At 62.6% G+C, this 12,374-nt stretch carries 13 protein-coding genes; 7 read left to right on the top strand and 6 right to left on the bottom strand.

Annotation, left to right across the window (positions count from 1 at the left end; all coding sequences use genetic code 11):
- Positions 1 to 50 precede the first annotated feature (50 nt).
- The 4 genes from NL123_RS11650 to NL123_RS11635 form a co-directional block, all read right to left on the bottom strand.
- Positions 51 to 1,484, bottom strand: coding sequence for an LLM class flavin-dependent oxidoreductase (locus NL123_RS11650; RefSeq protein WP_494357812.1), 1,434 nt, complete (start codon positions 1,482 to 1,484; stop codon positions 51 to 53).
- Positions 1,484 to 1,810, bottom strand: coding sequence for an acyl-CoA dehydrogenase (locus NL123_RS11645; protein ID WP_248482393.1), 327 nt, complete (start codon positions 1,808 to 1,810; stop codon positions 1,484 to 1,486). Before NL123_RS11645 ends, NL123_RS11650 begins: the two co-directional genes overlap by 1 nt.
- Positions 1,811 to 1,821: 11 nt before the next feature.
- The gene (locus tag NL123_RS11640) at positions 1,822 to 3,018 is read right to left on the bottom strand and encodes an SfnB family sulfur acquisition oxidoreductase (protein ID WP_494357811.1); all 1,197 of its coding nucleotides are present in this window, start codon (positions 3,016 to 3,018) and stop codon (positions 1,822 to 1,824) included.
- Positions 3,019 to 3,174: 156 nt separating this feature from the next.
- Positions 3,175 to 3,738, bottom strand: coding sequence for a helix-turn-helix domain-containing protein (locus NL123_RS11635; RefSeq protein WP_248482395.1), 564 nt, complete (start codon positions 3,736 to 3,738; stop codon positions 3,175 to 3,177).
- A gap of 92 nt (positions 3,739 to 3,830) precedes the next feature.
- Here NL123_RS11635 and NL123_RS11630 point away from each other — a divergent pair, with 92 nt between their 5' ends.
- From NL123_RS11630 to NL123_RS11600, 7 genes are all read left to right on the top strand, one after another.
- Positions 3,831 to 4,760 carry a DMT family transporter gene (locus NL123_RS11630; RefSeq protein WP_093123976.1) on the top strand — a complete coding sequence of 310 codons (930 nt, stop codon included), beginning with the start codon at positions 3,831 to 3,833 and terminating at the stop codon, positions 4,758 to 4,760.
- A 214-nt stretch (positions 4,761 to 4,974) separates the two neighbouring features.
- Positions 4,975 to 7,896 (top strand): monovalent cation/H+ antiporter subunit A, encoded by a 2,922-nt coding sequence (locus NL123_RS11625; protein WP_248482397.1) that lies wholly within the window; start codon positions 4,975 to 4,977, stop codon positions 7,894 to 7,896.
- On the top strand, positions 7,896 to 8,240 hold the full coding sequence (locus NL123_RS11620; protein WP_003192163.1) for a Na+/H+ antiporter subunit C: 345 nt from the start codon (positions 7,896 to 7,898) through the stop codon (positions 8,238 to 8,240). Before NL123_RS11625 ends, NL123_RS11620 begins: the two co-directional genes overlap by 1 nt.
- Positions 8,237 to 9,919: a monovalent cation/H+ antiporter subunit D gene (locus tag NL123_RS11615; protein WP_494357810.1), complete on the top strand. Its 1,683-nt coding sequence runs from the start codon at positions 8,237 to 8,239 to the stop codon at positions 9,917 to 9,919. The genes NL123_RS11620 and NL123_RS11615 overlap by 4 nt, the downstream gene beginning before the upstream one ends.
- Positions 9,916 to 10,404, top strand: a complete 489-nt coding sequence (locus NL123_RS11610; RefSeq protein ID WP_058423849.1) for a Na+/H+ antiporter subunit E — start codon at positions 9,916 to 9,918, stop codon at positions 10,402 to 10,404. Before NL123_RS11615 ends, NL123_RS11610 begins: the two co-directional genes overlap by 4 nt.
- Positions 10,401 to 10,679 (top strand): K+/H+ antiporter subunit F, encoded by a 279-nt coding sequence (locus NL123_RS11605; protein WP_017527140.1) that lies wholly within the window; start codon positions 10,401 to 10,403, stop codon positions 10,677 to 10,679. Before NL123_RS11610 ends, NL123_RS11605 begins: the two co-directional genes overlap by 4 nt.
- The gene (locus NL123_RS11600; protein ID WP_028616866.1) at positions 10,676 to 11,014 is read left to right on the top strand and encodes a Na+/H+ antiporter subunit G; all 339 of its coding nucleotides are present in this window, start codon (positions 10,676 to 10,678) and stop codon (positions 11,012 to 11,014) included. Before NL123_RS11605 ends, NL123_RS11600 begins: the two co-directional genes overlap by 4 nt.
- Before the next feature lie 126 nt (positions 11,015 to 11,140).
- On the opposite strand, the gene NL123_RS11595 is transcribed toward NL123_RS11600, so the two are convergent.
- On the bottom strand, positions 11,141 to 11,599 hold the full coding sequence (locus NL123_RS11595; RefSeq protein ID WP_494357809.1) for an HIT family protein: 459 nt from the start codon (positions 11,597 to 11,599) through the stop codon (positions 11,141 to 11,143).
- A gap of 50 nt (positions 11,600 to 11,649) precedes the next feature.
- Positions 11,650 to 12,318 carry a signal peptidase I gene (gene lepB / locus NL123_RS11590; RefSeq protein WP_494357808.1) on the bottom strand — a complete coding sequence of 223 codons (669 nt, stop codon included), beginning with the start codon at positions 12,316 to 12,318 and terminating at the stop codon, positions 11,650 to 11,652.
- Positions 12,319 to 12,374: the final 56 nt, after the last annotated feature.

Genomic DNA, 12,374 nt, shown 5'->3' with positions numbered 1-12,374 from the left:
AACACCGATCTACTGTGGGAGGGGGCTTGCCCCCGATGGCGGTGTGTCAGTCACAAGTGCTTTGACTGGACTGCCGCTATCGGGGGCAAGCCCCCTCCCACATTGGTTATGTGCGCGTCAGATAAATTGCGGTAGCCGGCACCAGGGTGGTTGGAGGCCAACCTTGCGCCGTCGCCAAACAACTTCTCGCGCAACGTGCCCTGGGCATACTCGGTCTTGTACACCCCGCGCTTCTGCAACTCCGGCACCAGCAGGTCCACGGCGTCGATGAAGGTTTCGTGGGTCAGCGCGTAGGCCAGGTTGAAGCCGTCCACATCGGTGTCTTCAACCCACTCCTGCAACAGGTCCGCGACGGTTTCCGGGCCGCCGACGAACAGCGGGCCGAAGCCGCCGATACCGACCCAGTCCGCCAGTTCATTCGGGGTCCAGACCTTGTTCGGATCGGCCGTCGAGAACGCCTCTACCGCCGATTGAATGGCGTTGGTATGCACGTGCCTGAGTGGCTCATCCGGTTTGAATTGGCTGAAGTCGATGCCGGTCCAGCCGGAAATCAGCGCCATGGCGCCTTCATAGCTGACATAGGATTTGTACTCCTCGAACTTGGCTTTGGCCTTGGCATCGGTTTCGCCGACGATCACCGTCTGCAAGTTGAAGATCAGGATTTTCTTCGGATCGCGCCCGGCTTCGGCCGCACGGCGGCGGATGTCAGCGACGGTCTTTTTCAGCAGCACCTTGGACGGCGCGGCGACGAATACGCACTCGGCCTGTTCGGCGGCGAACTGCTTGCCACGGCTCGACGCGCCCGCCTGGTAGAGCACTGGCGTGCGCTGCGGCGACGGTTCGCAGAGGTGAATGCCGGGCACCTGGAAGTGTTTGCCGACGTGGCGGATCTCGTGGATCTTGCTCGGGTCGCTGAAAATCCGCCGTTCGCGGTCACGCAACACGGCGCCCTCCTCCCAACTGCCTTCCCAGAGTTTGTAGCAGACCTCCAGGTATTCCTCGGCGTAGTCGTAGCGCGCATCGTGCTCGGTCTGGGCCTTCTGGCCGAGATTCTTGGCGCCGCTTTCCAGGTAGGAGGTGACGATGTTCCAGCCGATGCGGCCCTTGGTCAGGTGATCCAGGGTGGAGAGACGGCGGGCGAACGGGTACGGGTGTTCGAACGACAACGACGCGGTCAGGCCGAAGCCCAAGTGTTCGGTGACCAGGGCCATCGGCGCGATCAACGACAGCGGGTCATTGACCGGCACCTGCGTCGCCTGGCGAATGGCCGCGTCGCCGTTGCCGTTGTACACATCATAGATGCCCAGCACGTCGGCGATAAACAGGCCGTCGAACTTTCCGCGTTCAAGGATTTTGGCGAGGTCGGTCCAGTATTCCAGGTCCTTGTACTGCCACGAACGGTCACGTGGATGCGCCCACAGGCCCGGGGATTGGTGGCCGACACAGTTCATGTCGAAGGCATTCAGGCGGATTTCACGGGACATCAAAGCACTCCGTTGAGGTGGTAGTTACCGACGATCTGGTACTTCGTACGCAGCGGGTCATCAAGGCTCGACGGCAGTGCGGTGCGTTGGCCGGTGAGTTCGAACTCGGCGTTGCTCGCGGCGATCAGGGCTTCGCCGGCAGCGATCTGCGCTTCGGTAGCAGCCACGGGGCTGGGGTGGGTTTCGGCGCGTTCAAGCAAGGCCGCGGCCACATCGACGCGAATCTGCAAGTCGCCGAAACGGCTGATCACGTAGGGGTCGGTGCTGTTTTCAACGTGGCGGCGGGTGCTGTCCAGCAGTTGGCGCGCAAGGTTCAATGCGGTCATGGGTGAGCTCCTCAGTTCCAGGCGTGGCGCGCAGGTTTTACGCCGTTGAGCACGTAGTTGCCGATCAGGTGGTATTTCCAGCGGGCCGGGTCGTGCAGGGTGTGGGTGCGCGCGTTGCGCCAGAAGCGGTCGAGGTTGTGCTTGCCGGTGACCGAGCGGGTGCCAGCCAGTTCGAACAGTTTGCTACTGGCCAGCAAGGCGGTTTCGGCGGACAGCACTTTGGCCTGGGCGACCACCAGCGAAGCGTGGGCGACGGTGTCTTCATTGGGCTCGGCAAGGGCACGGTCTACGGCCAGGCCGGCCTTGGCGAGGATGGCTTCGGTGCCGTGCACACGCCATTCCAAGTCACCGATGGCGGCGATGGTGAACGGGTCCTGCCAGCCGTGATCCTGCTGGCTGTCGATCCAGGGTCGCGCCTGGCGTGCGTAAATCTTCGCCTGTTCAAGGGCACCGAGGGCGATACCGGTATCGACCGCCGCCTGGATGATCTGCGAAATCGGACCATTGGCGGTGGGCTGGTCAAAAGCCTGATGCGCAGGGATCACCGCGCTCAAGGGCACAGTCACACCATCGAGGGTCACGCCACCACTGGCGGTGGTGCGCTGGCCGAAACCGTCCCAGCTATCGATCACGTTCAGGCCGGGCGCGTCGCGTTCGACAAAGGCGATAAAGGCCTGGCCGTCTCCATTGTTGCCGACGGTGGGCACCAGATGGGCAAATAGCGCGCCGGTGCAGTAGAACTTCTCGCCGTTGATTTGCGCGGTATCGCCGTGAAAGCGAATCTGGGTATCGAAGGTGCCGGCGTTCTTGCTCTTGGCTTCGGAAAAGGCGTTGCCGAAACGGTAGCCCTGGAGGACTTTGCCGAAGTAGTACTGTTTTTGTGCCTCGGTCGCGGTTTGCAGCAGGATGTCCACCACGCCCAGGTGGTTCTGCGGGATCTGCCCCAGGGACGGATCGGCGGCAGAGATCAATTTGATCACCTCGGCCACGGTCACATAGGACACGCCAGCGCCGCCGTACGCTTTGGGAATGGTGATGCCCCACAGGCCGCTGGCGGAGAACTCGTCAAGCTCGGCCACTGGCAGGCGCCGCTCACGGTCGCGGGCGCTGGCCTCGATGGCAAAGCGTGCGGCCAGGCGCGTGGCGACCTCGATCGCTTCCGCGTCCGAGCGGATGATATGGGCAGGGTGTTGAGGGTGGGCTGACATGGGCCGACTCCAGGCTCCGAGGGGGATGACCTGGGTGATTGCAGGAGTCGTGCCTGAATCCAGTCGCCAATAAAATCAGCGAGTTGCTGGCATTTCAACGCAGTCGAGCGCGTTTCAAACCAGCAAAGTGTCCATCCACTGTTGCCGCTGGAACAGTTAGATCACCACATTGCGCACAAAGCGCACCGCCACGTCGCCGTCATTGCGGTAGCCATGCACGTGACGGCTGGCAAACATATAAAACTCACCGGCGGCGACGTGCTTTTCTTCATCGCCCACCAACAGCGTGAGGCAGCCTTGGAATACGAACAACTGCACGCTCCAGCCATCCGGGTCGGGGTCAGGGCTGTAGCGGTCACCCGGCTCCAGTTGCATTTCCCACAACTCGACCTCGCGGCGCGCCGTGGCCTTGGCCAGCAACACCGCCTTGCTGCCGGGAATGTCACCGGCCCAGGCCAGTTCATTGATGCGGCTGTGGTCGGGGGCATCGGGCGCTTGGATCAGGTCGCTGAAAGCCACGTCCAACGCTTCGGCCACGCGGTCGAGGGTGGACAGGCTGACGTTCTTCTCTCCCGCCTCGATGGCCACCAGCATGCGCCGGCTGACCCCGGACTTTTCCGAGAGCGCGGTCTGGCTCAGGTCGGCCGCATGGCGCAGGCGACGGACGTTCTGGCTGACGTGCTGCAGGACCGAAGCCCGGTGGGGATTTTCTTTGTGCACTATATTGCTCAATGGGTGGGTGTGCGCAGTATACTGCCCAGCGTGCGGCGCATTGTGCGGTCCGTGCCTTTCCCTTGCAAGACCGAGCCGCCATGACCACCCCGACCGCCTCCCCTCGTTTCAACCGTTTCAGCAAAGCCGAATGCATCCTGGTGGTAATCACCATGATCTGGGGCGGCACGTTTTTGCTGGTGCAACATGCGATGACGGTCAGTGGGCCGATGTTTTTTGTCGGGTTGCGGTTTGCCGCCGCGGCGATTGTGGTGGGGTTCTTTTCCTTGCGCACGTTGCGCGACCTGACGCTGTTCGAATTGAAGGCCGGAGTGTTTATCGGTGTGGCGATCATGTTTGGCTACGGGCTGCAAACGATTGGCTTGCAGACCATCTTGAGCAGTCAATCGGCGTTTATCACGGCGTTATATGTGCCGTTCGTACCGCTGTTGCAATGGCTGGTGCTTGGCCGTCGCCCGGGGTTGATGCCGAGCATCGGTATTATGCTGGCGTTTACCGGCTTGATGCTGCTGACCGGGCCGGCGGGGGCTTCGCTGAATTTCAGTCCCGGTGAAATCGCCACGTTGATCGGTGCGGTGGCAATCGCGGCGGAGATCATCCTGATCAGCGCCTTTGCCGGGCAGGTGGACGTGCGTCGGGTGACCGTGGTGCAACTGGCCACGGCGTCGTTGCTGTCGTTCCTGATGGTGGTGCCAATGGGCGAGGCGTTGCCGGGGTTTTCGTGGTTGCTGCTGTTCAGCGCGGTGGGCCTGGGCTTGACCAGTGCGGTGATCCAGGTGGCGATGAATTGGGCGCAGCAAAGTGTTTCGCCGACCCGCGCCACGTTGATTTATGCCGGTGAGCCGGTGTGGGCCGGCGTGGTCGGGCGGATTGCCGGGGAACGCTTCCCGCCGATCGCGATGGTGGGGGCGGCGTTGATTGTGTTGGCGGTGATTGTCAGCGAGATGAAGACCAAGGGGCAGAAGGCCCTGGAATTGCGCGATGAGAGGGAACAGGAACAGCAGGGATAAGGTCCGAGTACTTGCAGTGGCTGTCAGATCGCCATCGCGGGCAAGCCCGGCTCCCACAGGGGGGGGCGGTGTCGCTTGCCCGAATCGGGTTACCTGAAACAATGCCAAATGGGCGATTTCGGCTTAGCTTGTAGGATCCTGCCACATCTTGCCGTTTGGTGATCGTGAAAGCGGCACGTATGATGCATCCCAAACTCCCGCAGATTAGAAGCCTATGTCCCTGATAGTTCTACTGCTTCTGCCGTTCATTGGCAGCTGTCTGGCGGCCTTGCTGCCGCACAATGCACGTAACACCGAATCCCTGCTGGCCGGCCTTGTGGCCCTGGTCGGCACCATTCAAGTCGCCCTGCTCTACCCCCAGATCGCCCACGGTGGCGTGATCCGCGAAGAATTCATGTGGTTGCCCAGCCTCGGGCTGAACTTCGTGCTACGCATGGATGGGTTTGCCTGGCTGTTCTCGATGCTGGTGCTGGGCATCGGCACGCTGGTGTCGCTGTATGCGCGCTATTACATGTCGCCAGACGACCCGGTGCCACGCTTCTTCGCGTTTTTCCTGGCGTTCATGGGCGCCATGCTCGGGCTGGTGATCTCCGGCAACCTGATCCAGATCGTGTTCTTCTGGGAACTGACCAGCCTGTTCTCGTTCCTGTTGATCGGCTATTGGCACCACCGCGCCGATGCACGCCGTGGGGCGTACATGGCACTGATGGTCACCGGCGCCGGCGGTTTGTGCCTGTTGGCGGGGGTGATGCTGCTGGGGCATATCGTCGGCAGCTATGACCTGGACCAGGTGCTGGCGGCAGGCGAGCAGATCCGCGCGCATTCGCTGTACCCGGCCATGCTGGCCCTGGTGCTGATCGGCGCCTTGAGCAAAAGCGCGCAGTTCCCCTTCCACTTCTGGCTGCCCCACGCGATGGCGGCCCCTACGCCGGTGTCGGCGTACCTGCATTCGGCAACGATGGTGAAGGCCGGCGTGTTCCTGCTGGCCCGCCTGTGGCCGTCGCTGTCCGGCAGCGAAGAATGGTTCTGGATCGTCGGCGGTGCCGGCGCCCTCACCCTCCTCCTCGGCGCTTACTGCGCCATGTTCCAGAATGATCTCAAGGGCCTGCTGGCCTACTCCACCATCAGCCACCTCGGGCTGATCACCTTATTGCTTGGCCTGAACAGCCCGCTGGCCGCCGTCGCAGCCGTGTTCCATATCCTCAACCACGCCACGTTCAAGGCCTCGCTGTTCATGGCTGCAGGCATCATCGACCACGAAAGCGGCACGCGGGACATCCGCAAGCTCAGCGGGCTGGTGCGTTTGATCCCGTTTACCGCGACCCTGGCGATGGTGGCCAGTGCGTCCATGGCCGGCGTGCCGTTGCTCAATGGCTTCCTGTCCAAAGAGATGTTCTTCGCCGAAACCGTGTTCATCACCTCGACCGCTTGGGTGGAGTTCGCCCTGCCGTTGATCGCGACGATTGCCGGTACGTTCAGCGTGGCTTACGCCCTGCGCTTCACCGTCGACGTGTTCTTCGGCCCGCCCGCGACCGACTTGCCGCACACGCCTCACGAACCACCGCGCTGGATGCGCGCACCGGTCGAGCTGCTGGTGTTCACCTGCCTGCTGGTGGGCATCTTCCCGGCCCAGGTGGTCGGTTCGATCCTCGCCGCCGCCGCATTGCCGGTGGTGGGTGGTGTGCTGCCCGAGTACAGCCTGGCGATCTGGCACGGCTGGAACGCACCGATGATCATGAGCCTGGTGGCCATGTCCGGTGGTGTGGTGCTGTACCTGCTGCTGCGCAAGCAACTCAAGCGGGGTCGCTTCAAATACCCGCCTGTGATCAGCTACTTCAACGGCAAGCGCGGCTTCGAGCGCAGCCTGGTGGTGATGATGCGTGGCGTGCGCAGGATCGAAAAACGCATCAGCACCAAGCGCCTGCAGACCCAGTTGTTCCTGCTGGTGCTGGTGGCGGTGGTCGGCGGCATGATCCCGATGCTCAACAGTGGCCTCAGTTGGGGCGACCGACCGAAGATCCCGGGTTCCATCGTATTCGTGACCCTGTGGCTGCTGGCGATTGCCTGTGCCCTCGGCGCCGCCTGGCAAGCCAAGTACCACCGGCTGGCGGCCCTGACCATGGTCAGCGTGTGCGGCCTGATGACCTGCGTGACCTTCGTGTGGTTCTCGGCACCGGACCTGGCGCTGACCCAGTTGGTGGTCGAAGTGGTGACCACCGTGCTGATCCTGCTCGGCCTGCGCTGGCTGCCACGGCGGATCGAAGAGGTGTCGCCGCTGCCCAGCTCGCTGCGCAAGGCGCGCATCCGTCGCCTGCGTGACTTCCTGTTGTCCACCGTGGTGGGCGGCGGCATGGCGTTGCTGTCCTACGCGATGCTGACCCGCCAGACGCCCAACGATATCTCCTCGTTCTACTTGAGCCGCGCCCTGCCCGAGGGCGGCGGCAGCAATGTGGTGAACGTGATGCTGGTGGACTTCCGGGGCTTCGACACCCTCGGTGAAATCACCGTGCTCGGCGCCGTGGCGCTGACGGTGTACGCCCTGCTGCGGCGCTTCCGCCCTTCAAAAGAGAGCATGGAGTTGCCGCCGCAACAGCGCCAGCTGGCGCCGGACGTGGCCACCGACCTGGTCAACCCGCGCCAGGCCAGCGACACCGCGCTGGGCTTCATGATGGTGCCGGCGGTGCTGGTGCGCCTGCTGCTGCCGATTGCGCTGGTGGTGTCGTTCTACCTGTTCATGCGCGGCCACAACCAACCGGGTGGCGGGTTTGTTGCCGGCCTGGTGATGTCGGTGGCGTTTATCCTGCAATACATGGTCGCTGGCACGCAGTGGGTCGAAGCACAGATGAGCCTGCGGCCGATGCGCTGGATGGGCTTCGGGCTGCTGTCGGCGACGCTAACTGGGCTCGGCGCGTTGTTTGCCGGTTACCCATTCCTCACGACTCACACCTGGCATTTCAGCCTGCCGTTGCTTGGCGACATTCATATCGCCAGCGCGCTGTTCTTCGACGTCGGCGTGTACGCCATGGTCGTTGGCTCGACGCTGCTGATGCTCACTGCCCTCGGCCACCAGTCCGTGCGGGCCCATAAACCGAGCAACCAGGCCAAAGTGGTTGCCGCAACGGAAGGAGCCGCCTGATGGAAGAAGTCATCGCAATTGCCATTGGAGTCCTGGCGGCCTCCGGCGTCTGGTTGATCCTGCGACCACGGACCTTCCAGGTGGTGATGGGCCTGTGCCTGCTGTCGTACGGGGTCAACCTGTTCATTTTCAGCATGGGCAGCCTGTTTATCGGCAAGGAGCCGATCATCAAGGACGGCGTGCCGCAAGACCTGCTCAACTACACCGATCCCCTGCCCCAGGCCCTGGTGCTCACGGCCATCGTGATCAGCTTTGCCATGACCGCGCTGTTCCTTGTGGTGCTGCTGGCGTCACGGGGCCTGACCGGCACCGACCATGTGGACGGCCGGGAGCCCAAGGAATGAATTGGGTGAATCAACTGATCGTCGCACCGATCCTGCTGCCGTTGCTGACCGCCGCGCTGATGCTGATGCTTGGCGAAAAGCGCCGCCCGCTCAAGGCGAAAATCAATCTGTTCTCCAGCGTCATCGGCCTGGGCATCGCCATCCTGCTGCTGTACTGGACGCAAAAAGGCGGCCCAGGCTCGATTGGGGTTTACCTGCCGGGCAACTGGCAAGTGCCGTTCGGCATTGTGCTGGTGGTGGACCAACTGTCGGCGCTGATGCTGGTGCTCACCGGGATCATCGGCGTAAGTGCGCTGCTGTTCGCCATGGCCCGCTGGGATCGCGCGGGCACCAGCTTCCACGCGCTGTTCCAGATCCAGATGATGGGCCTGTACGGCGCGTTCCTGACCGCCGACCTGTTCAACCTGTTCGTGTTCTTCGAAGTGCTGCTGGCGGCCTCCTATGGCCTGATGCTGCACGGCTCCGGGCGTGCGCGAGTGTCGTCGGGGCTGCATTACATCGCGATCAACTTGCTGGCATCGTCGCTGTTCCTGATTGGCGCGGCGATGATCTACGGCGTCACCGGCACGCTGAACTTCGCTGACCTGGCGCTGAAAATCCCACTGGTGCCGGAGGCTGATCGTGGCCTGTTGCACGCTGGGGCGGCGATCCTGGCGACGGCGTTCCTGGCCAAGGCCGGCATGTGGCCGCTGAACTTCTGGCTGGCGCCCGCCTACTCGTCGGCGAGTGCGCCGGTGGCGGCGATGTTTGCGATCATGACCAAGGTTGGCGTGTACACCGTGCTGCGCCTGTGGACCCTGCTGTTCTCCGGCCAGGCCGGGGCGTCGGCGCTGTTTGGTGGGGATTGGCTGGTGTATGGCGGCATGGCGACCATCATCTGCGCGGCACTGGCGATGGTCGCGGCGCAGCGCCTGGAGCGCATGGCCAGCTTGAGCATCCTGGTGTCGGCGGGAATTCTGTTGTCCGCAGTGGGGTTTGCCCAGCCAAGCCTGACGGCGGGCGCGCTGTTCTATCTGGTCAGTTCTACCTTGGCCTTGAGCGCGCTGTTCCTGCTGGCTGAATTGATCGAACGGTCACGCTCGGCCAATGACCTGCCGCTGGATGAAGAGATCGATGCGCTGCCCAAGGCCATGGAATCCCTGCATCCGCGCCCTGGCGTCAACCTCGATGACGAGCAGCAAGCCGTGGTCGGCCAGGTGATCCCCTGGACCATGGCGTTCCTCGGCTTGAGCTTTATTGCCTGTGCCCTGCTGATTATCGGCATGCCGCCGCTCTCCGGGTTTATCGGCAAGCTCAGTCTGTTGAGTGCGCTGGTCAATCCGCTGGGCCTGGGCGTCAGTGTTGACGAACCGATCCGACCGGCCGCCTGGGGCTTGGTGGCGCTGCTGATTCTCTCCGGCCTGGCCTCGCTGATTGCCTTCGCACGCCTGGGCATCCAGCGTTTCTGGACCCCTGAGGAACGCCCTTCGCCGCTGCTGCGTCGCTACGAGTGCTTGCCGATCTTCTTCCTGCTGGGCTTGAGCATCCTGCTGACCTTCAAGGCCGAGCCGCTGATGCGCTACACCCAGGCCACCGCCGTCAGCCTGAACAACCCGGAACACTACGTGATGGCGGTGATGGCGACGCGGCCGGTGCCGAGTCCTGAAGCCAAGGCTGCCGCACTGGAGGTACAGCCATGAAACGACTGCTACCTGCCCCGTGGTTGTCCCTGGCGTTGTGGGTGTTGTGGCTGGTGCTGAACCTGTCCGTCAGCCCCGGCAACCTGCTGCTGGGCGCGCTGTTGGGCTTTCTCGCGCCGCTGCTGATGGCGCCGTTGCGGCCGTTGCCCATCCGTATCCGCCGCCCTGGCGTGATCATCCGCCTGTTTTTCCTGGTGGGCCGCGACGTGATCGTCTCCAACCTGCAAGTGGCCTGGGGCGTGCTGATGTGTGGCTCCCGCCCGCCGCGTTCGCGCTTCATCAAGATCCCCCTGGACTTGCGTGATGCCAACGGCCTGGCCGCGCTGTCGATGATCACCACAGTGGTGCCTGGCACCATCTGGTCGGAACTGGCGCTGGACCGCAGCATCCTGCTCCTGCATGTGTTTGACCTGGAGGATGAAGCGTCTTTCATCGAGCACTTCAAGTCCGCCTACGAGCGGCCCCTGATGGAGATCTTCGAATGAGCGCCCTGCTCGCCAATGCGATCCTGTTCAGCCTGTTCCTGTTCTCCCTGGCCATGGTGCTGACCCTGGTGCGCCTGTTCAAAGGCCCATCAGCCCAGGACCGGGTACTGGCGCTGGACTACCTGTACATCCTGGCGATGTTGATGATGCTGGTGCTGGGCATTCGTTATGCCAGTGACACCTACTTTGAAGCGGCGCTGCTGATCGCGCTGTTCGGCTTCGTGGGCTCGTTTGCCCTGGCGAAATTCCTGCTGCGTGGGGAGGTGATTGAATGATGCCGTTATGGATGGAAATCGTCGTCGCGGTGCTGCTGGTGCTCAGCAGTGTGTTTGCGTTGATTGGCGCGATTGGCTTGCTGCGCATGAAGGACTTCTTCCAGCGCATGCACCCGCCGGCACTGGCTTCGACGTTGGGGGCCTGGTGTGTGGCGTTGGCGTCGATCATCTATTTTTCGGTGCTCAAGTCCGGGCCGGTGTTGCACGGGTGGTTGATTCCGATTCTGCTGTCGATCACCGTGCCGGTGACCACGTTGCTGTTGGCGCGCACGGCGTTGTTCCGCAAGCGCATGGCTGGCGATGATGTACCCGCCGAAGTCAGCAGCCGCCGTTGATCCCTATAGAAAACACGGTCAAAACTGTGGGAGGGGGCTTGCCCCCGATGGCGGTGGATCAGTCAGCTCACCTGTAGCTGACCCACTGCTATCGGGGGCAAGCCCCCTCCCACATTTGGATTGGCGCTAGGCAAAAGACCTGATGTGCGCCGCCAATTCCGCCAACCCCTCATCATCCGCCCGCACATGGTCATGGGACGAGATATAGCCTTCATACGCCTCAAAGAACTTGTCCACCTTCGAACTCAGCGGCTTGAAGGTACTGTCGCCGCCGGTCCCATGCATGGGAAACAGCTTCGCATGCAGGTGATCCACCCCATACCCTTCCAGGATCATCCCGGTGCGCGCCACATCGGGAAACGCACGGTCGATCTGCTGTGCGGTTTTCTTTGCGGCGACGGCGAGCCCGGCCAACACTTCATCCGACTGTGCAAACGCATAGCTGCCGTAATGCTGCTTGGGGATCACCACGCTGAAACCCGGGGTGTTGGGGAAGATCGACAGGAAGGCCATGTGCTGGTCGTCTTCCCACAGGATGTGCGCCGGGGAAGTCTTTTGGACGATGCTGCAGAAAATACACGTCATTCGAGTCTCCATCAGTGGTTCTTGGTGGCCTTCAAATAGCACAACTTCCATTACAAGATAGGCGAGCCAAACCTGCGAAACCGCGGCATCCAATCACCCAGAATCTGCGCCGACGCCAGCACATGAGGCGCCCGCCCGATCAACAGCCGGCGTGGCACAACGCCGATGTACCGGGAATCATCGCTGTTGTCGCGGTTGTCCCCGAGCATGAAATAGCTGTCGGCCGGCACCACCAGCGGCCCGAAACTGCGCATCGCTCGCACCGTCGGCATGAACTGCACCGTGCGCTGCCGGTTGGCCGCCAACTCGTTCAGCTTGATTCCCGGCACCGCATGGCCGGGAACGATGGGCTCGCTGATGTCCTGCGCGTCACTGTAGGTGGCAGGCACGCCGTTGACCCACAACACCTCATCTTTCATTTCCAGGGTGTCACCGGGTATGCCGACGATGCGCTTGATCAGGCGCATGCCGTCCTTGGGCGACGAGAACGTCACCACATCGCCACGTTGGGGGTTATCGAGCTGGGCCAGGGAAATGTCCGTGAGCGGCAGCTTGAGGTCGTAGGCCACACGATTGACCAACACCACATCGCCCTCCAGCAAGGTCGGGCGCATGGAGCCGGAGGGAATGGGATTCCAGTCCGCCAGGGAGGTACGGAAAACGCCGAAGCACAACCAGAAAATGATTGCGTAACGGTAACGGATCAACCAACTTCGCATACATCCCCGCACGGCAGACAGGGGCATCAGGGCTGTTTCCCAGACGCCCGGTTGTT

This window comes from Pseudomonas sp. FBCC-B1565 (genome assembly GCF_059133265.1).
Note: the sequence above shows the minus strand (reverse complement) of the source record. Positions and strands in the feature narration are given on the sequence as shown.